We start from the raw sequence: 23160 nt of genomic DNA on the forward strand, positions 1-23160 counted from the left end.
CTGCAAAGCCGCCTCTTGCAAAAACGTCATAACTTCGTGAATTGACGTCAGCAAGCGCGTCGGCGCACATCACTGCGCCATCGCGGCCGCGCGACGCGGGCGCCGGAGAGAGATTTGAAGCGAAAACTATCTGTAGCCATACAGAGTTACCCGATCGCCGGCAGCTTTGTGATTTCGCGGGGCGCCAAGACCGAAGCCGTGGTCGTGACCGCGACCTTGGTTCAAGGCGGCGGCGTCGGACGGGGCGAATGCGTGCCCTATGCCCGTTATGGCGAAAGCGCCGAAAGCGTTGTCGCCACAATTGAAGGCGCGCGCGACGCTCTTGAAGCCGGCGCCGATCGCGCCGCCCTGCAGCGCCTGCTGCCGGCGGGGGCGGCGCGCAACGCGCTCGATTGCGCCCTCTGGGATCTTGAAGCCAAGCTTTCGGGCGTTCCGGCCCATATCTCGGCAGGCTTCGAGGCGCTCTCGCCGCTTGTGACGGCCTTCACGATCTCGGTCGGCGCGCCCGATCAAATGCGCGCCGCGGCGGAAAGGGCTGCCGACCGGCCGCTCTTGAAGATCAAGCTCGCCGGCGAAGGCGACGAAGCGCGCCTCGCCGCAGTGTGCGCAGGCGCTCCCAACTCAACCCTGATCGTGGACGCCAACGAATCATGGGCGGCGGAAACCCTTCCCCGCCAGCTCGCCGCCTGCGCCGATTACGGCGTCTCGCTCATTGAGCAGCCTCTGCCGGCGGGCAGGGACGACATTCTCGCGACCATGCCTCGACCCGTGCCGATCTGCGCCGACGAAAGCGTGCATGACCGCGCGTCGCTCGCGCCGCTCAAGGGCCGCTACGATGCGATCAACGTCAAGCTCGACAAAACTGGCGGCCTGACCGAAGCGCTGGCATTGGCGCGCGCGGCGCAGGAGATGGGCTTTTCCATCATGGCCGGCTGCATGGTGGGCTCGTCTCTCGCGATGGCGCCGGCCGTCCTGGTGGGGCAGATGGCCTCCTTCGTCGACCTCGACGGGCCTCTGCTTCTGGCCCGCGACCGCGTTCCTGGGCTGTGCTACGAGGGATCGACTCTCATGCCGCCGGCGCGGGAGCTCTGGGGATAGCCCGCGAGGTCGCCCTCTGGACTTATTGACCGGTAGCTAAGTCGTAAACTAAGTTTTAACGGATGGGGATGGGGTTCCCCCGATAACCGCCGAAAGGCTGATGACTCCTGCGAACTCGCCGCCGCGTTCTTAAGATCGTCGGCGCAGGGTAGGAGTGTCCTGTTGCTTAAAGAACCCGCACCCCGTCGTGCGCCTCGCCGCCGTTGCCGCCTGCGCCCTGGCCGCAGCGCAGCCATAGCCGCCTCGGGCATCGGCGTGATTCGGCTCGGGACACGGCGGCGATGGATGTGCTGCGGAGCCCCGGTCGCGCTTTTTCTCGCCGGCTGCGCGCCCACGACGCCGGTAGAGCGCGCTCAATTTCTCGGCGCGCCGGCCATGGAGCGCACGCTGGCCAGATCCGGGCTGAACGCCGCCTCGGGCGAGACGGCCTGGCCCCGTGAAAAATGGTGGCGCGCCTTCCGCAGCGCGGAGCTTGACGGCGTCATCGACAAGGCGTTGCGCGACAATCAAAGCCTCAAGAAAGCGGAAGACACTCTCCGCGGCGCGGACGCCATCGTGCAGGTCGCCGGCGCGAGGCTCCTGCCGGAAGTCCAGGCGACCTTCGGCATGCGGCAGTCGCGCAACCCGCTGCATGGCGTTGTGGCTTCCTACAATCCGGCGCAGGGCGGATTGCAGAAGACCATGGCCTTTATCAATCCGCTTGCGCTGACCTGGGAGCTGGATTTCTGGCAGAAAAACCGGGCTCTGCTCGACTCGGCGATCGGCGAGTCCGCGGCGCAGGAGGCCGAATTGGAGCAGGCGCGCCTGCTGCTGACCGCCTCGGTCGCGCGCGCCTATCTGCGCGGCTACGCCGCGGCGCGCCAGCTCGAGGTCGCGAGAGCTTTGACGCGTCTGCGCCGAGATTTGGTTGCGCTTGCTGAAACCCGCTATCGCACCGGACTCGACTCCTTGGACGGGGTGCAGATCGCCCGCGCCGAATTCGAAAACGCCGTCCGGCGCGAAGCGGCGGCGCAGGCGCTGGTGACGCTGCAGAAGGATGCGCTCGCTCGGCTCATGGGCGAAGGACCCGACGCGGCGCGCGACCTTTACGCCGGCCGGAACGCGCCAGCGCCCGCGTCGCCGCCGCTGCCACGAAGCCTGCCGCTTGAACTGCTCGCGCATCGTCCGGATCTCGCCGCTGCGCTGCGCCGCGCCGAGGCGGCGGCGGCCCGGGTTCACGTCGCCAAAACGATGTTTCTTCCCTCGATCGATCTTGCGATCGCCGGCGGCTTCGAAGGCTCGGTGACCTCGACGAAGATCAGCAAACTCGCGGGCTATCTCTTCACGCCCTCGGCGATCGGCTACGCGATCTCGCCCGTACTGCGCCTGCCCCTTTTTCAGGGCGGCCGCCTCAGCGGCAATCTGGAGTTTCAGCGCGCCGATTATGATCAGGCGGTCGACTCATATAATGAGACGCTGCTGCAAGCGGCGCAGCAGGTCGCCGACGCCATCGCCAATCTCAAGCGCGCGCGCGCCGAATATGAGGCGCAAAGCCGTTACCTGCGCGCGGCGCGTGTGCAATATGACCTCGCGCAATCGCGGCTGCGCGACGGCATGAAGGATCGCCGCGAAACCGTCGCCGAGCGCGTTGATCTTCTCGAGTCCGGCTTCGCGCAGCGCGCGCTTGAAGGCGACAGGCTGATCGCCGCCGTCGACTTGTATCAGGCGCTGGGCGGCGGCTATGCCGATGGTCCGCCGCTGGCCGCGCCGAAGCCGGCGCCCGAAACCGACCCTTTGACGCCGGCCGTCGAGACGATCCAGTCCCTTGGCGGCGGCTGAACGCGCCACGTCCTTTCAGAAGAACGCGAACCCCTCAATGGCGCTGTCCCGCAAAAGCATCCGCTCCCGCAGAGAATTTCTGCTCAAGATCGTCATTGCGGCGGTACTTGTCGGCGCGCTGATCGCTTTCTCGCGATGGTATTTTTACGACCGCGACTGGGTGACGACGGACAACGCCTTCATCACCGGCAACATCATCCCGGTTCAGGCGGACGCGACGGGAGTCGTGGCCGCCGTGCTCGCGGAAGAAACGCAGCTCGTCAAGAAAGGCGACGTGCTCGTTCGCCTCGACGGCCAACGCGCAAGAGCGGCGCTCGCGCAGGCGGAGGCCGAACTCGGCCGCGCGGTTCGTTCCGTCGGCGCGCTTTACGCGCAGCGCCGCCAGGTCTGCCAGAAGGTCATTTCCCGCGCCGCGCTTCGCGACAGAACGCGCCACGATCTCGCAAGATACCGCGAGGCGACGCTGAGCGGCGCCGCTTCGCGACAGGTGCTGCAGAATACCGAGGACCAGCTCGCCGCGCTGGAAGCCGATCTGCGAGAAGCGCAGGCGGAATATCAGTCGGTCGAGGCGCGCGTCGTCGGCGTGACGCGGATGAACCATCCCGACATCGAGGCCGCCAAGGCGCGATACAATGACGCTTACGTCGAGTTCGTGCGCCAGAACATCCGGGCGCCAGCGACCGGCTATGTCGCCAAACGCAGCGTTCAGGTCGGCAAGCGGGTGCGCCCCGGCGACGCCATTCTCAACATCGTGCCGCTCGACCATCTCTGGGTCGAAGCGAATTTGTGGGAAAACAGGATGGCTCGGGTTCGTCCCGGGCAGGCGGCGATCATCAAGGTCGATCTCTATGGATCGGAACAGATCTACCATGGCGAAGTTGCGGGACTTGTTCCGGGCTCCGGCGCCGTTTTCGCGGCTCTGCCCTCAGATAACGCGACTGGCAACTTCATTCGCATCGTTCAGCGCATTCCGGTGCGTATCTCCTTGCGGGCGGACGAACTCGAGAAGCAACCCTTGCGTCCCGGCCTGTCGACGGTCGCCTCGATTAATGTGTCCGGCCCGCTGCAATCGCCCAATCACTCGATCGTCAAGACGACGACGAATGAATATCTGACCGACGTCTATGACAAGGATCTCGCAGATGCGAAGGCGCGCGCCGACAAGATCGTCAAGGACAACGCCATAGGCGCGTCGAACGACGGCGCCGCGTGCCCAGCCGCCGAATAGACTGTGCACGGTTAATTTAGACTCGCGCTTGCCTTTTTGAGCGAATCTATTGGCGTGACTCGGATCACGCCGTAAGATTCGGTTCGGATATTTTTTAGCTATGTGATGGGGAGAGCAAGCATGCCGGACGTCAGCGCGAAACCGCCGGCGGGCCAATCTTCGCCAGCGCTTTCCCTCGATCCGGCGCAGGTCAAAATCTCGCAGCGACTTGAGACGCTGAAGACGACAGAGAGCGGCCTCACTACCGCCGAAGCGGCGCGGCGGCTCGCGGAATACGGCCCAAACGCGCTAGAGGACAAGACGGAAAGCAAGTGGCGCCGTCTGCTGAACTATTTCTGGGGGCCGCTGCCGTTCCTTATTGAAGCCGCCGCCGTCATCTCCGCCGTGCGGCGGGATTGGCCGGATTTCGGCGTCGTCGCGGGTCTGCTTCTCTATAACGCCGTGGTCGGCTTCTGGCAGGATAACAAGGCGGCGAACGCGCTCGCGGCCCTAAAGAAAAACCTCGCGCCCCGCGCGCGCGTGATGCGCGACGGCGCCTGGACGACGATCCCCGCCGCCGAACTGACGCCGGGCGATATTGTCAGCGTCGCCGCGGGCCAGATCATCCCCGCCGATCTCCTGCTCATTGAAGGCGATTATTTGAGTTGCGATCAGGCGGCGCTCACCGGCGAATCGCTGCCCGTCTCAAAGAAAATCGGCGACGACGCCTATGCGGGCGCAATCGCCAAACAAGGCGCCATGACTGGCGTGGTCACGGCGACGGGCGGCCGCACCTTCTTCGGCCGCACTGCGAAGCTGGTCGGCGCCGCCGGCGCCGTTTCGCATTCGCAGCGCGCGGTGACCGAGGTTGGCGATTTTCTCCTCGTGCTTGCATTTTTTCTGGCGCTGATCCTCGTCGGCGCGCAGCTCTATCGGGAAGTCATCGCGCCGGACGACTGGAGCTGGGATCGCGTCGGCTCCATCGCCCAATATGTGCTGGTGCTGCTGATCGCATCGATCCCCGTCGCGCTGCCGGCGGTCATGTCGGTGACGATGGCGATCGGCGCCTATACGCTTTCCTTGCAGAAGGCCATTGTTTCGCGTCTGAACGCAATCGAGGAGCTTGCCGGAGTCGACGTGCTGTGCAGCGACAAGACCGGCACGCTGACGATGAACAAGCTCACGGTGCAAAGCGCCATTTCCTATGGCGCTTTCAAGAGCGACGACGTGTTGCTCTTCGCTGCGCTGGCGACCCAAAAAAGCAGCGAAGACGCGATCGACCTCGCCGTGATGGCGGCGCTGCCGGCGCATGATGCGCTCGACAGTTTCAAGCAGAAGGCGTTCACGCCGTTCGATCCCGTCAGCAAACGCACCATCTCGACAGTCGCCGACGCCTCTGGCGGCGTTCGACATTACGCCAAGGGCGCGCCTCAGGCGATATCCGCGCTGGTGCGGCCCGACTCGCAGACTCTGCAGCGCTATCAGAACGAGGTGGCGGCGCTCGCCGTCAAAGGCCAGCGCGCGCTGGGCGTCGCCATGTCGGAAGATGGCGCACGGTGGCAACTGGTTGGACTCATCTCGCTGATGGACCCGCCGCGCGCCGACGCCAAGGCGACAATCGCGGAGGCGCGCGGGCTCGGCCTGGAAGTCAAGATGGTGACCGGCGATGACGTCGCCATCGGCGATGAGATCGCCGCCCAGCTTGGCATGGGTTCGCATCTTCTCGTCGCGAGCGATGTCTTCAAAGGCGACGTCAAGGCGAGCGCTCTGCCGCGCAGCGTCGTTGACGCGGTGGAGCGGGCCGATGGATTCGGCAGAGTGTTCCCGGAACACAAATATGAGATCGTCAAGGCGCTTCAGTCGGTCGGCCATATCGTCGCGATGACCGGCGACGGCGTGAATGACGCGCCTGCGCTCAAACAAGCCGATTGCGGCATCGCCGTCAGCGGCGCGACCGATGCGGCGCGAAGCGCCGCCGCGTTGATCCTCACGGCGCCGGGGCTTTCGACCATTATCAACGCGATCCGCGTATCGCGACAGATTTTTCAGCGCATCGAAAGCTACATTTACTATCGGATCGCGATGACGCTCGACATCATGATCGTCGTCGTCGCGTCGATCGTGTTTTTCGACTTTCAGCCCCTCACCGCCATCATGATCGTCGCGCTCGCGCTCCTCGACGACATCCCGATCATGACGATCGCCTACGACAATGTCCCCGTCGCGCCGCAGCCGGTGAGATGGGACATGCACCGCATCTTCATTTTCGCTTCGCTGATGGGACTGATCGCGGTCGCCGAGACTTTCGGGTTTTTGTTGATCGGCATGCGCTGGACGCTCGACGAGTCGCTGCAGGCGATGATCCCGATTGATCCCGGCCAGCTCCAGACTCTGCTGTTTCTGCAGCTCGCCGTCGGCGGCCATCTGCTGCTCTTCAGCGTGCGCACCAAAAAAGCGATTTTTGCGCCGCCTTATCCCAGCGCCAGACTTTTCTGGGCGATCGCGGCGACGCAGGTCGTCGCCGTGTTGCTCTGCCTTTACGGAGTCGGCGTCGACCCCGTTCCCGGCGCGGCGATCGTCGGCGTGTGGCTTTACTGTCTGCTCTGGGTCGTCGTGGCCGAGATTGTGAAGTTTATCTACTGGCGTCTGGCTGGGCGGCGCGACAAGAACCTGACTGCGAGCCACGTCGCTCTCGCCCGTTGAACAAGAGCGACAGGTCGAAGGAGGCGGAGCACATGAAATTCGTCAAAAGGTTCCGCGTCGAGCCCGGTTCGCACGTCGATCTCGGATCGCTCGATCCGGGTTTTCATGGGGACTTCGCCAATGACGCCCAAACGGCGCAGGAATTGCAGCGCAATCTCACGCGCATCACCGAGCTGCAGCGCAAACTTTACGCCGACCGCACGCATTCTCTGCTGATCGTCTTGCAGGGCATCGACAGCGCCGGCAAGGACGGCACCTGCTGGCATGTCATCAGCGCCATGGACCCGCAGGGCGTGCAGGTGACCGGGTTCAAGCAGCCGACTCCCGAAGAACAGGCGCACGACTTTCTGTGGCGCGTCCATCCGCATGCGCCGCAGCGCGGCTACGTTTCGATCTTCAATCGCTCGCATTACGAAGACGTGCTCGTCGTACGCGTGCACAAGCTCGCGCCAAAAGAAGTGTGGAAGCCGCGCTACGACTTCATCAACGAATGGGAAAAGCTCCTCGCCGTCGAGAACAAGACGACCATTCTGAAATTCTTTCTCTACATCTCCAAAGAAGAACAGCTCAAGCGTTTCAAGGCGCGGCTCGACGATCCGGCGAACCAATGGAAGATCAGCGCCAGCGACTATTCCGAGCGCGAAAAATGGGACGACTACATCAAGGCCTTCGAGGCGGCCCTGTCGCGTTGCTCGACCGAACAAGCGCCCTGGTTCGTCATCCCGGCAAATCACAAATGGTTTCGCAATCTGGCGGTTTCCAACATCATCGCCGATACGCTCGACGATCTTAATCTGAAGCTGCCGAAGCCCTCCGTCGACATCGAAGACATCCGCAAGCTTTATCAACAGGCAAAGAACGAAGAGGAACGGAGCAAGGCTCGGTGATGGCGTCGCCGGCGCACGCCACCTCAATTTTTTCGGCGCTCGACGAGGCGCCGATGACATGGCGTCATTACGCCTATTGGCTGGCAGCGAGCGGCGGCGCCTTTCTGGACGGCTTCTCGGTATCCGGATTGGGCGTCGCGCTGCCGCTGCTCAAGCGCGACTTTCCGATCAGCCCGCTTTTCGTCGGCCTGATTGGATCGGCGCTGGTGCTCGGCGCGGTCGCGGGGTCCGCTCTCGGCGGCATCGGCGCGGACAGATTCGGCCGCAAGCGCGTCTTCATCGCCGACATGGCGATCATCGCCCTCGCGTGCTTTATCGGCGCGGTCGCGCCGAACGCGCGCTTCATCCTGCTCTCGCAGTTCCTGCTTGGCGTTGGCGTCGGCATCGATTTTCCGACGAGCGGCGCCTATGTGTCGGAACTCATGCCGCGCGCGACGCGCAATCGAATGACCGTCGCGACGATCGCCCTGCAATCGGTTGGCATGGCGGCGGCGGCTCTCGCCGGCCTCGCTTTATTGAAGCTGCGACCGTCAACAGAAGACTGGCGGCTGCTGTTCGGCGCCAGCGGCATGATTGCGTTGCTTTTCTTATCTGCGCGCCTATGGGCGCCGGAAAGCGTGCGCTGGCTGGTCACGAAGGGACGCATCGGCGAAGCGATGGCGCTGCTCAAGACATTATCGGTCGAGTTCGGCGAGAGGCCCGAGAACCTTGGCGCGGAAGCAGTCGCCCTTGCAACGTCCAAGCGGGCTTCCGCGCCCAATGCGCAGGACGTCGGCTATTCGACGCTGTTCCGCAAGGCCTATCGCGCCCGCACGATGCTCGTCTCTCTCCCATGGATGCTGATGGACGTCGCCACCTACGGCGTTGGCCTGTTCACGCCGGTCATTCTCGGCGCCATGCATCTTGGCGCCGCCGACGCGGGCTCGATCGCGGCCGACTTCGCCGACGCGGAAGGCAGCGCCATCGTCGACGCTTTTCTCATCATCGGCTTTGTGGCGAGCCTCTGGGCCGTTCCGCGTTTTGGCCGAATCACGATGCAGGTCGCAGGATTCAGCGGCATGGGGCTTGGCATGCTGCTGTTGCTCTTCGCCGCGATGTCGGACAATGGCGCGAATGCGCATCTCGCCTTCGTCATTGGCGGCTTCATGCTGTTCAATTTCGCGATGAACGCCGGACCCAACGCCACGACGTTCACCCTCGCGCCGACGCTTTTTCCGACGACCATTCGCGCCTCGGCGAGCGGCTTCGCGGCGGCGAGCGCCAAGGTCGGCGCGACTTTCGGCACCTTCGTGGTGCCGCAACTGCAGGCCGGCTGGGGACTCACGGGCGTCGTCGCCCTCATGGTCGTCGTCAGCGTCGCGGGGCTCGTGACGACGGCCGGCCTGGCGCATGCGGTCAATGAGGAGGGAGCGCTCGAGGAATAGCCCCCGCGCTATTGCAGATGCGCGACGAGCGTCCAGGCGCCGAGAAAAATGATCATGACGAGGCAGAGCGCCGAAAGGACGATGAGGATCGCCTTATTGGCTACGCGCTGATCGTGCTCTCGCATTTGCCATTCTCCGACGGCCCGAGATCAGCGCGATTCATTCAGGCGGAGCGGGCGAGCCCGCGTCACGCGCCAAAAAAGATCACGCGAAGATAATTGGTGTAGTCGCCTTCCCACGCCATCATCGCCATCAGAACCAGCACCGCCAGCGGCGGCAGCAGAATGGCGACGACCAGCGCCAGCCGCTCCCACGCCATGTGCATGAAGACGGCGACGATGAGCCCGGCTTTCAGCAGCATGAACACGATGATCAGGAACCAGCGCAAATAGCCCTGAAAGTCGAAATAATCGACGAGATAGGAGCAGGCGCTCAGAACGAAGAGCAGTCCCCACACCAAAAGATAGAGCTTGATCGGATGCTGCTGGCCATGCGCCTGCGCCGCAGGCTGCGCCGCTTGCGCGACTTGAACATGGCTATGGGTCGTATCGTCCGTCGTCACCGTCATCATTTCCCCCTGTCGGAGACGTCACCACAGATAGAAGAATGCGAAGATGAAGACCCACACAAGATCCACGAAGTGCCAGTATAGGCCCATGATCTCGACGATCTCGTATCGGCCCTTGCGACTCGTGAAAAAGCCGCGCCGTCCGACGTCATAATCTCCGCGCCAGACGGCGCGCGCCACGATGAGCAGGAAAATCACGCCGATCGACACGTGGAAGCCGTGAAAGCCGGTGATCATGAAGAAGCTCGAGCCGAACTGCGCCGCGCCGAAGGGATTGCCCCACGGCCGCACGCCTTCGTGAATGAGCTTGGTCCATTCGAAGGCCTGCATGCCGACGAAGGCGGCGCCAAAGAACGCCGTCACCAGCATCAAAATCGCCGCCTTCCTGCGCTCGCGCGCATAGGCGAAGTTGACCGCCATCGCCATGGTGCCCGAACTCGTGATGAGATCGAACGTCATGATGGCGATGAGGATGAGCGGGATCTTCTTGCCGCCGATCTCGAGCGCGAAGATTTCGCTCGGGTGCGGCCATTCCACCGTCGTGGACATGCGCACCGTCATGTAGGAAATCAGAAAGCAGCTGAAGACGAAGGTGTCGCTGACGAGGAAAATCCACATCATCGCCTTGCCCCAGGACGCGCTCTTGAAAGAGCGCTGATCCGAGGACCAGTCAGCGACCATGCCATGCAGGCTGCTTCGCAGCGTGGACTCAGTCGTTACATGTTCAGTCGTGACAGGCTCCGCCGTCATAGCGCGTTCCCTTTACGAAAGCAGACGCCGGCAGATGGCGCCGAAACCATCGGCCCAGCCGATGAGCATGGCGAACATCAGCAACCAGACGAACAGCAGAAAATGCCAGTAGATGGCGCAGAGCTCGACGCTCGTCGTCAGTTCCTTGGTAATTCGCTCGGCGCCGCGCACCTTGTCTGTCGTCCGCGCAAGCGCCACCAGACCGCCAATGAGATGCAGCGCATGCACGCCCGTCAGCAGATAGAAGAAGGCGTTGGCGGCGTTGCTCGAGGCGAAGAATCGCAGCTCGAGAAGTTCGCGCCACGCCCAGATCTGGCCGATCAGGAAAAGAGCCGCCGTTACCGCTCCGACAAGCAGCGCCGTCTTGACCCGCTCGGCGTCAGCGCGTCGAGCGGCAAAGACCGCGATCTGCAGGGCGACGCTGCTGGCGGCCAGTAGAAAAGTGTTGACCCAGAGAACGCCGGGGATCGGCGGCATCTGCCAGTCGGGCGCGTCGCCGCGCATGAAAAAAGCGGCGGCGAGCAGAGAGAACAGACAGCCGGCGACGGCGAGAAAGACCGCTAGCCCGACTCTCCCGGCCGTCGGCGGCTCGGCGGCGCCGCCGGCGCGACGATAATGCGCAACCTCGCCTTCCTCGAGCCAGGGCGACTCCAGCACCCCCTGGCGCACCAACCATATGACCGCAACAGTGGCGATAAAGACGAAGAAGAGCCCCATGACGCTCATGGCGAATGCTCTCCTCTCATCGGCGGCGCGTTCTGCGGCAGATAGTCCTCCGGAGCGCCGGGCACGCTATAGGCGTAAGGCCAACGATAAACGACCGGGAGCTGCTGACCCCAATTGCCGTGGCCCGGCGGCGTTTCGGGAGTCTGCCATTCGAGCGAAGCGGCGCGCCACGGATTGCCGCCGGCCGGCGCGCCATATTTCAGGCTCTTGAACAGATTGTAGAAGAAGATCGATTGCGCGAAACCGACCGCCAACGCGATGACCGTGATCACAATGTTGAGCGTGGCGGCCGACGCGGGAACGAAGGCGGTTTCGCCCATCTCGTAGAAGCGCCGCGGCATCCCGAGCACGCCGAGATAGTGCATGGGGAAGAAGATCGCATAGGCGCCAAGGAAGGTGATCCAGAAGTGAATCTTGCCGAGCCGCTCATCCATCATGCGGCCGGTGATCTTCGGATACCAATGATAGATGGCGCCAAAGATGACGAGCACCGGCGCGATGCCCATCACCATGTGGAAATGGGCGACGACGAACAGCGTCGCCGACAGCGGCACGTCGACGATGACATTGCCGAGATAGAGGCCGGTGATGCCGCCATTGACGAAGGTGACAAGGAACCCCAGCGCGAACAGCATCGGCGTCGTGAAGTGGATGTCGGCGTGCCAGAGGGTCAGCACCCAATTATACACCTTCAACGCCGTCGGCACCGCGATCGCGAGCGTCGTCACCGCGAAGAAGAACCCGAACCACGGGTCCATGCCGCTGATATACATGTGGTGGCCCCAGACCACCATGCTGAGCACGCCAATGGCGATGATGGCCCAGACCATCATTTTGTAGCCAAAGATGTTCTTGCGCGCATGCACGCTGATCAGATCGGAAACGATGCCGAAGGCCGGCAGCGCGACGATATAGACCTCCGGATGACCGAAGAACCAGAACAGGTGCTGGAACAGGATCGGGCTGCCGCCGACATAGTCCTTGCGCTCGCCGAGTTCGACGAGCGACGGCATGAAGAAGCTCGTGCCGAGCGTGCGGTCGAGGAGCAGCATGAGGCAGGCGACGAAGAGGCCAGGGAAGGCGAGAAGCGCCATCACGGCGGCGGCGAAAATCCCCCAAACCGTCAGCGGCATGCGCATCAGCGTCATGCCGCGGGTGCGCGCCTGCAGCACCGTCACAACGTAATTCAATCCGCCCATCGTGAAGCCGACGATGAAGAGGATCAGTGAAACGAGCATCAGGATGATGCCGTATTCGTGGCCCGGCGTGCCTGTCAGGATCGATTGCGGCGGATAAAGGGTCCAGCCGGCGCCGGTCGGCCCCCCAGGGAAGAAATAGCTCGAGACGAGAACCAGGGTCGCGATCAGATAGACCCAGTAGCTGAGCATATTGACGTAAGGGAACACCATGTCCCTCGCGCCCACCATCAGCGGAATGAGATAATTGCCGAAGCCGCCGAGAAAGATGGCGGTGAGCATATACACGACCATGATCATGCCATGCATGGTCACGGACTGGTAATAGACATTGGCGTCAATGAAAGGGATCGCCCCCGGAAAGGCGAGCTGCAGGCGAATCACCCATGACAGCACCAGGGCCAAAATGCCGACGGTGATGGCCGTGCCGGCGTATTGAATGGCGATGACCTTGGCGTCCTGGCTGAACACATACTTCGTGATCCAGCTGTGCGCGTGATAGAGGTCGACGTCCGGCACCTCCGCCGGCGGCGGCGCGACGTTCTGGGGTACGCTGGCGTCGGTCATGGAACGATCCTCCCTTCGCCCCTGTCGCGCTTCCGGCGATTGATCGAGCCCCGTCGCGGCGGCGCTCTGTCAGCGGCGATGAATGTCAAAGCAGCGCGACTCGCATCAGTGAGCGTCATTGAGCAGAGGCCCGCTTGTCTCGGCTCGCGTCGCTCTTGCGCGACTGCTCGAACGTCTGCTGCGCCGTGCGCCAGGTCTCGAAGTCGGCCTCCGACTCTATGACCATCTTGCCGCGCATCTGCGGATGCCCTGTGCCGCAATAGGCGGCGCAGAGTATCTCATATTCGCCGATCTTGGTCGGCGTAAACCAAAAATATGTGACGACGCCCGGCACGAGGTCCATCTTCGCCCTGATCTCGGGGACATAGAAGTCATGTAGGACGTCGATCGAGCGCAGCAGGACCTTGACCGGCTTGCCGATCGGCAGGTGCAATTCGCTGCTGGCGATCAGCAGATCATCCTGCCCCTTCGGATCGGCCGGGCTCAAACCCATGGAATTGGTGGTGTCGATGTAGCGCACATCGCTCGAGCCGAGCTGATTGTCGGCGCCCGGCAGGCGGAAACTCCAGCTCCACTGGACGCCCACCGCTTCGATCACCATCGCTTCCTTAGGCACGGTGATGAACTGGCCCCAGACGAGCAGGCCGGGCGCGAGGAGAATGATGACGGCGATCGTCGTGACGATTCCTAGCCAGGCTTCGAGCTTCTGATTCTCCGGCTCATAGGCGGCGCGCCGGCCGGGCACATGGCGAAAGCGATAGAGGCAATACGCCATGAACAGGATGACCGCGACGAATCCGGCCCCCGTGACAAGGAAGGTCAGCCCCATCGTGTCGTCGATGAAACCCCAGTTCGACGCGATCGGCGTCGCCCGCCAGGGACTCAACACGTGAAACAGGATCGAACCCACGACGACCAGGACCATAGCGATGGCGATAGACATGCGTGCTTTGACCTCGCCGGTGGTTGCGATCGATATGGCCCGACGGCCTATATAGACTGGCTAATCGCCGCGCGTCAAAGTGACGCTGCCGTTGTGCGCGACTCGGCGAACCTCCCCGGAAAAGACGTGGGCGGAAGCGCGACGCCGCTCCACGCGCAATTCGCGCGCGTGTCCGTGGCCATAAAAAAACCCGCGGGGACAGTGTCCCGCGCGGGTCTTGCTCTCGGGGTTCTTACAACCCTTACTTCTTGGAAGCGGCCGGCGCGGGCGACGTGGCGGCGCCCTTCTGGGCCTCGAGCTTCTTGCGCTCTTCCTCGGCCTTTTTCTGCAGCTCTTCCTGCAGCTTCTTTTGCTGCTCTTCGAGGACCTTCGGGTCGACGGCGGGGCCGTCGAAGGCTTTGCCGAAATTGGCGAGCGGCAGATAGAAGGTGACCTCGCCGTTCGCCTGATTCTTAACCACCACGGTCATCTTTTCGGCCTTCTTCATGCCATCGACGACCGCCTTCTTGACCTTCGCCTCGGCGAAGCAGCCATTCGGGAAGCAGATTTCGAACGCGCCGCTTTCCGGCGCTCCCTTATCGATCGAAAAGCGGAAGCCGGGTTTCAACATGAGGCCCGGTGGCAGCAGTAGACGGATGATCTTCTGATCGTCGCCCTTGGGATCGTAGATCGCGAGCGCGAGCAGCGGCTGGGGGGCCTCGCCCTCCTTCGCCGACACGCCGAAGTCGCGCGTCGTGTAGCACATTTCCTTTTTGGTCTGCGGATCAGTGCCGCAGACCTTGGTCCAGTCCGGCTGGACCGCGACGAGTTCGGCGGCAATCGGCCCCTGAGGCTGCTGTTGCTGCTGCGCTGCGCCGGCCGCGGGCGCCTGCTGAGCGAATGCGCCGCCGCCGACGAACAGCAACGCTCCCGCAAGGGCGATCGCGCAAGAACGCGAGATATGGGTCGACATCGGAAGTTCCTTTCGATTGTCCTGCTGGCCGGCGCTCTCCGGCTCCGGATAGTTTCGAGATCGCGTCATAACGGGAGCCGCCTTCGCGCCACAGCGCCATGGAACTTGACCAGCCCGTGTTCCAGCGCGATCGCGAGACGCCGACGAGGCGACGGCACCGCTCTTACATGGTCGCGGCAGTAAATTCCAGCCGGACAGAGCGCTCAATGCTTGGCGTGGGCGCTTTTTGCCCACAACATTCGCAAAAAAATGGCCGAAAACTTAAGCGCGACTCGCTTCTTGCGACGGGACGTTGGATTATGGTCCGCCGATGAAGATTGACCCGATTCCTGCAAGACGCCCCGCCAGCGGCGGCGGCGAACAGCGAATGCGGGGGCGCCGCGCGCTCGCCTTCGCCCTCTCGCTCCTTATCTCCGCGCCCGCTTGGGGCGCCGCGCCGACCCCGCGGGCGGCCGAAGCGCCCTGTCCGACGCATGGGATCGCCATGCATGGCGCGCCCGCTTTGCCGAGCGATTTCCATCACTTCCCATACGCCGATCCGGGCGCGAAGAAGGGCGGCAAACTTCGCGTAGGCCTCGCCGGCACCTTCGACAGCCTCAACCCGTTCAATCTCAAATCGGGAACCGCGGCGCAGGGGCTTGTCGGGAATGTTTTTCAAGGCCTGATGGCCCGCTCGCAAGACGAACCCTTCACCCTCTATGGCCTGATCGCGCAGTCGGTCGACGTCGATCGGGCGCGTTCGCAAGTGACCTTCCATCTCGACACGCGCGCGCGCTTTTCCGACGGCAAGCCGATCACCGCCGAAGACGTGCTGTTCTCGTTCGATCTCTTAAAGACCAAGGGCCGGCCGCAGCAGCGAATCGCCTATGGGCTGGTCAAATCGATCGACGCGCCGGACGCGCATACCGTCCATTACGACCTCTCAGGCGTCGGCGACCGGGAGCTGCCGCTCATTCTAGCGATCATGCCGGTGCTGCCCAAACACGCGACCGACGTCGAACGCTTTTCCGAAGCGACGCTCGCCAAACCCGTCGGCTCCGGCCCCTATGTGATCGCAGACGCGCAAGTCGGCGCGCGCCTGTTGCTGCGCCGCAATGAGGACTATTGGGGCGCCGACCTGCCGAGCCAGCGCGGATTCTACAATTTCGACGAGATCGACATTCAATATTTCCGCGACGGCAATTCGCTCTTTGAAGCCTTCAAGGCGGGCCTGCTCGACTATCGCGACGAAACCAGCACAACCCGCTGGGCGAGCGGATACGACTTCCCGGCGCTCACCGAAGGGCGCGTGGTGAAGGAGACGCTGAAAAACGAAAATCCCAAAGGCATGGAGGGATTCGTCTTCAACACGCGCCGTCCCCTGTTCAAGGACATCCGCCTGCGCGAAGCGCTCGGCATGATGTTCGACTTCGAATGGGTCAACACGAATCTCTACGCCGGCCTCTACACCCGCACGAAAAGCTTCTTCGACGAATCCGAATTGTCCTCCTCTGGCCGTCCGGCCTCCCCCGGCGAGCGCGCCTTGCTGGCGCCGTTTCCGGACGCCGTGCGCGAAGACATTCTGGAAGGCCGCTGGCGGCCGCCCGTCAATGACGGGTCAGGCCGCGACCGCGAGATGGCCAAGCGCGCGCTCGATCTGCTCGAGAGCGCCGGCTACCGCATCGAAAACGGCGTTTTGCGCAAGGACGGCGAGCCAGTCTCCTTCGAGATCATGGTCAAGGACCGCAATCAGGAGCGGCTTGCGCTCAACTATGCCGGCTCGCTGCAGCGCATCGGGGTCGACGCCCGCGTGCGCCTCGTCGACGAGGTGCAATATCAGCGTCGGCGGCAGAAGTTCGATTTCGACATGATGCTCGGCCAATGGCTCGCCTCGGCCTCGCCCGGCAACGAGCAGCGCATGCGCTGGGGGTCTGCGAGCGCAAACCAGGAAGCCTCTTTCAACCTCGCCGGCGCCGCTTCGTCCGCGATCGACGCGCTCATCGCCGCCCTGCTGGCCGCGACAAGTCACGAAGATTTCATCACCGCCGTTCGCGCATACGACCGCGTGCTGCTTTCCGGCTTCTACGTTGTCCCGCTGTATCATGCGTCCGACCAATGGCTCGCGCATTCGACCGACATCGCGCGCCCGGCGCGATTGCCGCGCTATGCATCGCCGATGTTCAGTCCGACGCTCGAGAGCTGGTGGAGACAGCGCTGAGCATCGAGGCAGACATGCGCCGGCGCACTTTTTCGGCGTGTCTGGCGCGCTAGACGTCGATGGGCGCCCAGGGCTCGCCTTCGCGGGAAGGTCTCTACCCCCTGCGGCATGAATAGGAGCGCCCGTGTCTCTGTCGCTCGATAACATTCTCTCAACGCGCCTGTCGCGGAGGGTTCATTCCATGGGTTTCGCACTTTTTGTCGTCGGCGCCGCCGCAATCGGCCTCTTGATCATCGACCGCTCCTTCAACCTCGGCCTGCCGATCGGCCTCTTCCAAAATCCGCTGTTCTGGTTCGCCTATGTCGCGCTGCTGGCGCTGTCGACGATGGTGCGCTTCGTGCGCCAGCAGACCGTGCTCGTCATCGAGCGGCTGGGCCGCTACAATCGATCGCTGACCGCGGGCGTCAATTTCGTCTGGCCGATCGTCGAACGGGTGGCCTACACCTTCGATCTGCGCGAACAGGTGATCGACGTGCCGGAGCAGGACGCGATCACCAAGGACAACGCCACCGTCACGATCGACGGCGTTCTCTATTACAAGATCGTCAACGCCAAGGACGCCGCCTATGGCGCGCAGGACATCCGCCGCGCCATCATCAATCTGGCGCAGACCTCGATGCGCTCGGCCATCGGCTCGATGGAGCTCGACAAGACCTTCGAGAACCGAAGCGAGATCAACGAGCGCGTCGTGCGCGCAGTGTCAGACGCGGCGCAGCTCTGGGGCGCGCATGTCACACGCTACGAGATCAAGGACATCGCCATGCCCGAATCGCTGCGCCAGTCGATGGAGCGGCAGATGAAGGCCGAGCGCGACAAGCGGGCGACCGTGCTCGAATCGGAAGGCGTGAAACAATCCGAGATCAACCGCGCCGAAGGCGAGAAACAGGCGGCGATTCTGCGCGCCGAAGGCCAGGCGAAGGCGATCGAGCTCGTGCGCACGCAAATTACCCAGGTCGGCGGCGATCAGGCGGTGCAGCTCGAAGTCGCCAAAAGCGCCATCGAGCAATATGGCCGCCTCGCCAAGGCCGGCAATTCGCTGGTGCTGATGGGCGACGGCGCCGACCCCGCCGGCTGGATCGCCAAGGCGATGGCGGTGCTCAAGGCCGTCAACGCCGGCCCTGCGTCGAACGAGGCGCAGCAGCGCCGCGCGCAGCCCTGGCGGGAAGCGGAATAAAGATGGAGCCCACATTCCTCTACGATCCCGCCAATGCGAGCCTGATCGCCGGCCTCATCCTGCTGGGACTCGACATCGTCGTGATCGGCCTGTCGCCGGTGATGTTCGTCGCGGTGGGCGCGCTACTGACCAGCGCGGTTCTCTACGCCACCGGCTGGCGGCCGTCGCTCGTCGAAACGGCGGCGATCGTCGCCGGCGCCGGCCTGCTGATCGCGATCGTCGGCAGGAAGCCGCTCCAGCGATTTCAAAACGCCGACATCGAAGAAGATAAGAGCAGCGATCTGATCGGGCGCGAACTGACGACGACGCATGAGGTGACGAAGAGGCATGGCGTCGTGTTCTGGTCGGGCGTCGAATGGCAGGCGCGGCTTGCGCAAGATTCGCCGGTCGAGAGCCTTGCGCCTGGCGCGCGGGCGAGAATCGTGGCGGTGGAGAACTTGGCGCTGGTGCTGGCGCCGCTGTCCTGAAGTTCGCCGGCGCGGACTTGGAGGGGAGATGTTGTCGTTTAAAGCGCGCTATTCGGTTTGACGGACCAAGGCGCAGGGCGTTCACATGGGCAACCGCCCAAGCTCGCCCGCCGTCAGCGCGAGGAGGCTTTGCGCGAGCTTGCCATAGGCAAGGCGACGGAGGCCGACCTTGCACGGCGGTTCAACGTGTCGCGGAGCGCGATTTCGAGGCTGCGTTACGAACGAACTGGAGGATGACATGACGCTTCCCGTGGCTCTTGAAGGGAATCGGTGGACGGAGGATGCAGCGCGCAAAAGCATTCCGTTGCTGGTCTGATGCGCTCAACACGAAAAAAAGATTATTTACGGGCAATTGGACGCGGAACTTCAAAGGCGCGGCTTGCTACATCACGTGCATTATGCGGCGTATCGATTTCCAGCTGGAGCAATCGGCGATGCGCTTCTCCAAACGGAGAAGGAAACGGGCGAAAAAATCCCACCACTCAATGCTCTTATTGTGAATGCTGACAAAGGTATTCCAGGGGATGGATGTGACTATTACCTTTCCAGTTATCTGACGAAAAGTGCGGAAAGGCATTTAAGCGATGCTCAGCGCAGGGCAATGGCTGAAGAAACGATGGAAGAAGTTTGGCGCTTCCGAAACTGGGAACAAATTTTACGTCGTTACAAACTTAAGCTAATTAAAGATTGTATTCCGAGCCTTGAACTAGATGACACTCCCAAAAAACCTAGGAAGAGCGGCTGGGCAATTGGGCCGGAGAGCGAGGCGCATAAGGCGCTAAAGCATTGGGTCGCAAAAAATCCTCACATCGTCAAGAGCAAGATTTCTTTTAAGCCGGGCTCGACAGAGTGGCTTTTTGCTTCGTCCGACCGTGCTGATGTGATGTTTGAGCATAAGGACGGATGCGTTGCGGTCGAGGTCAAATCCTTAGATGCATCCGATGCAGAACTTGAACGTGGAATTTATCAATGCGTAAAGTATCAAGCCCTGTTGAGAGCTGAGCTTAAGGCAGAAAACAAAATTCCCTACGGATTGGCCATGCTAGTTATAGAACGTCGGCTTCCGCTTGACCTCCGAAACCTGGCAGATTTGCTTGGTGTTAGAGTTATTTTGGTTGCGCGCCCTAGCGGGTGACTTACTTGCAAAAGCTATACCTTGTGCATTCAAATTATCGCCTCAAGGCCGCGCGCTTTCACGAGAGAGAGCAGCTTGAGCGAGGGGCCGCTTGGCTTCTTTTCGCCGCGTTCCCATTCGCTCACCAGTTTCGGCTTTACGTTCAACACGCGGGCGAACACGCCTTGGCTCACGCCTTCGCGTTCGCGCAGCGCGAGGATTTGCTTGCCCGTCAGCGGCTCAATCGTGGTGAGACACGCCGCATCAAATTCGCGCATCGTCTTGGCGTCGATGAGGCCAATGCGACACAGGCCGCTTGCGGTTTCGTGCGCCGCTTCCGCGATCGTGCTGCGAAATTTCTTCTTCGCCTTAGTCGTCATGTTCCACCTCGATGAGTTCGCCTTCTTCGATCGCCCTTTCAATCTCCGCTGCGCGCATTGGCAGGAATTGCCGCGCCAGCTTTTTCAAAATCTCCAAATCCCCCGTGGCGATATTGTCCCGCTCGTTTTTGGGGAAGCCGTAGAGAAAAATGCTTCGCTCGTTCACGCGGTAGGCGATGATGGTGCGGAATCCGCCCGACCTGCCCCCGCCATCCCGCGCGACCCGCTGCTTGATAAGGTTGCCGCCAAGCGCGGCGTCAATTCCGCCCTTCTCCGCACGGCCGATTGCTTCGCGCAGACGCGCATCTCCGACCTTTTCCTTTCGCGCAAACCGTGCAAACCATTTGGTCTTGAAAATCCGCAAATCCGCTCCCTAGCCAATGGCGCTATTATATACCCCCAAGGGGTATAGTTTCAAGAGGCTTCTTTGGGCATCCTCGCGCCGAAAGTGACGGCGGGCTGCGGTGAACCGAACCCCCCGCCCTTGGGAGGCGGCCTTCGGCTTCGATCCCCGACGCGCTCACCGCTCCTGGGTCTGCATAGCGATTGTTCCGCCAAAGCCGCTATAATCTGCAGAACCCTGGCCGCCTGAGCCCATTCACCCATGCCGATTCGCCGTCTCGATCCCATCCTCGTCGATCGCATCGCCGCCGGCGAGGTGGTCGAGCGCCCGGCGTCCGCCGTCAAGGAGCTCGTCGAGAACGCGCTCGACGCCGGCGCAACGCGCATCGACATCGCGGTCGAACACGGCGGCAAGGGACTCATTCGCGTCATCGACGACGGCAGCGGCATGCACGCGCGCGACCTGGCGCTCGCGATCGAGCGCCATGCGACGTCGAAAATCCCCGACGGCGATCTGACCAGCATCGTCACCCTCGGCTTTCGCGGCGAGGCGCTGCCGTCGATCGCGGCGGTGGCGGACCTGACGATCGAAACGCGGGCGATGGGCGCCCCGCACGGCTGTTCAATCCGGGTCGACGCCGGCGAGAAGCGCGGACTCTCCGCCTCGAACTGGCCGAGCGGCACCAAGATCGAAGCGCGCGCGCTGTTCGCCGCGACGCCGGCGCGGCTCAAGTTCCTCAAAACCGAGCGCACCGAAACCGCGGCGATCGTCGATGTCGTCAAGAGACTCGCCATGGCCCATCCGCAGACGCGGTTCTCTCTGTCCGCCGACAGCGGCGCGCTCTTCGACTATTCCGCCTGCGGCGACGATTCCGCGCGGCGCATCTTCCAGATTCTTGGCGAAGAATTCGCCGCCAACGCGTTTCGGCTCGAAGCGGAACGCGAAGGCGTGAAGCTTTCGGGCCTTGCCGGCCTGCCGACCTACAGTCGCGGCAACGCCCAGATGCAATATGTCTATGTCAATGGACGGCCGGTGCGCGACAAGCTCTTCGCCGGCGCCATTCGCGCCGCCTATCTCGATTTTCTGAGTTCCGACCGCCATCCCATCGTCGCGCTCTTCATCGACTGCGATCCGCGCAGCGTCGACGTCAATGTGCATCCGGCAAAAGCGGAAGTGCGCTTCGCCGATCCGGGGCTCGTGCGCGGCCTCGTCGTCGGCGCGTTGAAGCAGGCGCTTGCCGAGAAGAGTCATCGCAGCGCCGATACGCGCGCGCGTGTGGCGATTGACATTCTGGCGCGCGGCAATGGCGCCCAATATCGCGCGCCGGCGCCGACGAACTGGAGCCTACCGCGCTCGCCTTACGCGCCCGCCGGCTTCGAAGAATCGGCACAAGCCGCTTTTGAGGCCGGCGCGCCGATGGCCGATTCGCGCGCGTATGAGACGCCGGCACAGGAGCCCGAGTCGCCGCTCGGCGCCGCGCGCGCTCAATTGCATGAAACCTACATCATCGCGCAGACGCAGGACGGTCTCGTCATCGTCGACCAACACGCGGCGCATGAGCGCATCGTCTATGAGAAGCTCAAACGCCAGCGCGAGGAAACGGGCGTCGCGCGACAGATGCTGCTGATCCCCGCCGTTGTCGAACTCGACGAGTCGCGCATGAACGCGCTTGCGCCGGCGCTGGACGAACTTGCGGCGCTTGGTCTGGCGCTTGAGCGTTTCGGCCCCGGCGCCATGCTCGTGCGCGAAACCCCGGCGCTGCTCGGCGAAGTGGACTGCAAGCGTCTCGTGGAGGACATCGCCGACATCTTGGCGGAGGAAGGCGACGCGCGCGGACTTTCGCGCCGGCTCGATCACGTGCTCGCCACCTGCGCCTGCCATCATTCCGTGCGGGCCGGCAGGCGGCTTTCAGCGCCCGAGATGAATGCGCTGCTGCGCGAAATGGAAACGACGCCCGGGGCCGCTCAATGCAATCACGGCCGGCCTACCTATATTGAGCTGAAGCTCGCCGACATCGAAAAGCTTTTCGGACGCAGGTGAAGAAAGTTTTTCGCGGCGCCGTAACGTTTTCCAAGGCGCGCACGAATGAGCATGAGACCAAAGGAGCCGATCGTGGACCGTCGCAGCCTTCTCTCAAGCGCCGTTTTTTTGGCCTTCGCTCGGAAGGCGCATGCCGCCGCCGAAATGGTCGAGATCGAAACATTCGACCCGAACGGCAGGAGCCTCGGTCTTTCGCGCGTGGAAAAAATCGTCAAGACCGATGCCGAATGGCGCACGCAACTGTCGCCGCTCGCCTTCGAGGTCACGCGCAAGGACGGCACGGAGCGCGCCTTCACCGGGCCCAACTGGGACAATCACGCCGACGGCCTCTATCGCTGCGTCTGCTGCGATACGGCGCTGTTCGACTCAAAAACAAAGTATGAGTCGGGCACTGGCTGGCCGAGCTTCTTTGCGCCGATTTCCAAGGCCAATGTCGTGGAAAGCGCCGACACGGCGTTCGGCATGAGACGCGTCGCCGTCTCCTGCAAGCGCTGCGACGCGCATCTTGGCCATGTCTTCACCGACGGACCCAAGCCGACGGGGCTGCGCTACTGCATGAACGGCGTCGCGCTGCGTTTCATCGGGCGCGGACAAGCGTAGGAGATA

Annotated in this window: 20 protein-coding genes and 1 riboswitch; of the genes, 12 read left to right on the forward strand and 8 right to left on the reverse strand. The window is 62.9% G+C overall.

Annotated features, from left to right (window positions below; translation table 11 throughout):
• Positions 1–114 precede the first annotated feature (114 nt).
• The 6 genes from dgcA (at position 115) to A3OO_RS0102370 (ending at position 9137) form a co-directional block, all read left to right on the forward strand.
• Positions 115–1098, forward strand: a complete 984-nt coding sequence (gene dgcA, locus A3OO_RS0102345; RefSeq protein WP_026222615.1) for an N-acetyl-D-Glu racemase DgcA — start codon at positions 115–117, stop codon at positions 1096–1098.
• A 55-nt stretch (positions 1099–1153) separates the two neighbouring features.
• Positions 1154–1215, forward strand: a riboswitch (Fluoride riboswitch).
• 168 nt (positions 1216–1383) lie between these two features.
• Positions 1384–2916 carry an efflux transporter outer membrane subunit gene (locus A3OO_RS0102350; RefSeq protein WP_018406223.1) on the forward strand — a complete coding sequence of 511 codons (1533 nt, stop codon included), beginning with the start codon at positions 1384–1386 and terminating at the stop codon, positions 2914–2916.
• A 37-nt stretch (positions 2917–2953) separates the two neighbouring features.
• Positions 2954–4144: an HlyD family efflux transporter periplasmic adaptor subunit gene (locus A3OO_RS0102355; RefSeq protein ID WP_026222617.1), complete on the forward strand. Its 1191-nt coding sequence runs from the start codon at positions 2954–2956 to the stop codon at positions 4142–4144.
• Between the two features lie 120 nt (positions 4145–4264).
• Positions 4265–6826 carry a plasma-membrane proton-efflux P-type ATPase gene (locus A3OO_RS0102360; RefSeq protein ID WP_018406225.1) on the forward strand — a complete coding sequence of 854 codons (2562 nt, stop codon included), beginning with the start codon at positions 4265–4267 and terminating at the stop codon, positions 6824–6826.
• A 32-nt stretch (positions 6827–6858) separates the two neighbouring features.
• Entirely contained in the window at positions 6859–7713 is an 855-nt protein-coding gene (locus tag A3OO_RS0102365; protein ID WP_026222618.1) for a polyphosphate kinase 2 family protein, read from the forward strand.
• Positions 7713–9137, forward strand: a complete 1425-nt coding sequence (locus tag A3OO_RS0102370; protein WP_018406227.1) for an MFS transporter — start codon at positions 7713–7715, stop codon at positions 9135–9137. Before A3OO_RS0102365 ends, A3OO_RS0102370 begins: the two co-directional genes overlap by 1 nt.
• A gap of 187 nt (positions 9138–9324) precedes the next feature.
• On the opposite strand, the gene A3OO_RS0102380 is transcribed toward A3OO_RS0102370, so the two are convergent.
• From A3OO_RS0102380 to A3OO_RS0102405, 6 genes are all read right to left on the reverse strand, one after another.
• On the reverse strand, positions 9325–9708 hold the full coding sequence (locus A3OO_RS0102380; RefSeq protein WP_018406229.1) for a cytochrome C oxidase subunit IV family protein: 384 nt from the start codon (positions 9706–9708) through the stop codon (positions 9325–9327).
• An 18-nt stretch (positions 9709–9726) separates the two neighbouring features.
• Positions 9727–10386, reverse strand: a complete 660-nt coding sequence (locus tag A3OO_RS0102385; RefSeq protein ID WP_018406230.1) for a heme-copper oxidase subunit III family protein — start codon at positions 10384–10386, stop codon at positions 9727–9729.
• A gap of 81 nt (positions 10387–10467) precedes the next feature.
• A complete protein-coding gene (locus A3OO_RS0102390) occupies positions 10468–11181 on the reverse strand; it encodes a cytochrome c oxidase subunit 3 (RefSeq protein ID WP_018406231.1) in 714 nt (237 codons plus the stop codon).
• Entirely contained in the window at positions 11178–12944 is a 1767-nt protein-coding gene (locus A3OO_RS0102395) for a cytochrome c oxidase subunit I (RefSeq protein ID WP_018406232.1), read from the reverse strand. Before A3OO_RS0102395 ends, A3OO_RS0102390 begins: the two co-directional genes overlap by 4 nt.
• Positions 12945–13059: 115 nt before the next feature.
• Complete coding sequence (locus A3OO_RS0102400; protein ID WP_026222621.1) at positions 13060–13887, reverse strand: cytochrome c oxidase subunit II; 828 nt, start codon at positions 13885–13887, stop codon at positions 13060–13062.
• Between the two features lie 241 nt (positions 13888–14128).
• Positions 14129–14839: an invasion associated locus B family protein gene (locus tag A3OO_RS0102405; RefSeq protein ID WP_040573560.1), complete on the reverse strand. Its 711-nt coding sequence runs from the start codon at positions 14837–14839 to the stop codon at positions 14129–14131.
• 367 nt (positions 14840–15206) lie between these two features.
• Between A3OO_RS0102405 and A3OO_RS0102410 the strand changes: the two genes are divergently transcribed.
• The 4 genes from A3OO_RS0102410 to A3OO_RS0102435 all read left to right on the forward strand — a co-directional run bounded on the left by A3OO_RS0102410 (position 15207) and on the right by A3OO_RS0102435 (position 19812).
• The gene (locus A3OO_RS0102410; RefSeq protein WP_026222622.1) at positions 15207–17036 is read left to right on the forward strand and encodes an extracellular solute-binding protein; all 1830 of its coding nucleotides are present in this window, start codon (positions 15207–15209) and stop codon (positions 17034–17036) included.
• A gap of 181 nt (positions 17037–17217) precedes the next feature.
• Complete coding sequence (locus A3OO_RS0102415) at positions 17218–18210, forward strand: SPFH domain-containing protein (protein ID WP_018406236.1); 993 nt, start codon at positions 17218–17220, stop codon at positions 18208–18210.
• 2 nt (positions 18211–18212) lie between these two features.
• On the forward strand, positions 18213–18677 hold the full coding sequence (locus A3OO_RS0102420; RefSeq protein ID WP_018406237.1) for an NfeD family protein: 465 nt from the start codon (positions 18213–18215) through the stop codon (positions 18675–18677).
• A 352-nt stretch (positions 18678–19029) separates the two neighbouring features.
• Positions 19030–19812: a hypothetical protein gene (locus tag A3OO_RS0102435; protein WP_198008742.1), complete on the forward strand. Its 783-nt coding sequence runs from the start codon at positions 19030–19032 to the stop codon at positions 19810–19812.
• Between the two features lie 29 nt (positions 19813–19841).
• On the opposite strand, the gene A3OO_RS0102440 is transcribed toward A3OO_RS0102435, so the two are convergent.
• Together A3OO_RS0102440 and A3OO_RS0102445 are read right to left on the reverse strand one after the other, a co-directional pair.
• Positions 19842–20171 (reverse strand): helix-turn-helix domain-containing protein, encoded by a 330-nt coding sequence (locus A3OO_RS0102440; RefSeq protein ID WP_018406240.1) that lies wholly within the window; start codon positions 20169–20171, stop codon positions 19842–19844.
• A complete protein-coding gene (locus A3OO_RS0102445) occupies positions 20161–20535 on the reverse strand; it encodes a type II toxin-antitoxin system RelE/ParE family toxin (RefSeq protein WP_018406241.1) in 375 nt (124 codons plus the stop codon). Before A3OO_RS0102445 ends, A3OO_RS0102440 begins: the two co-directional genes overlap by 11 nt.
• Positions 20536–20775: 240 nt before the next feature.
• Between A3OO_RS0102445 and mutL the strand changes: the two genes are divergently transcribed.
• Together mutL and msrB are read left to right on the forward strand one after the other, a co-directional pair.
• Positions 20776–22554, forward strand: a complete 1779-nt coding sequence (gene mutL / locus A3OO_RS0102450) for a DNA mismatch repair endonuclease MutL (RefSeq protein WP_018406242.1) — start codon at positions 20776–20778, stop codon at positions 22552–22554.
• Between the two features lie 45 nt (positions 22555–22599).
• Positions 22600–23154, forward strand: coding sequence for a peptide-methionine (R)-S-oxide reductase MsrB (msrB, locus tag A3OO_RS0102455; protein WP_018406243.1), 555 nt, complete (start codon positions 22600–22602; stop codon positions 23152–23154).
• Positions 23155–23160: the final 6 nt, after the last annotated feature.

Origin of the sequence: Methylocystis rosea SV97, assembly GCF_000372845.1 — a bacterium.
Lineage (GTDB): Bacteria > Pseudomonadota > Alphaproteobacteria > Rhizobiales > Beijerinckiaceae > Methylocystis > Methylocystis rosea.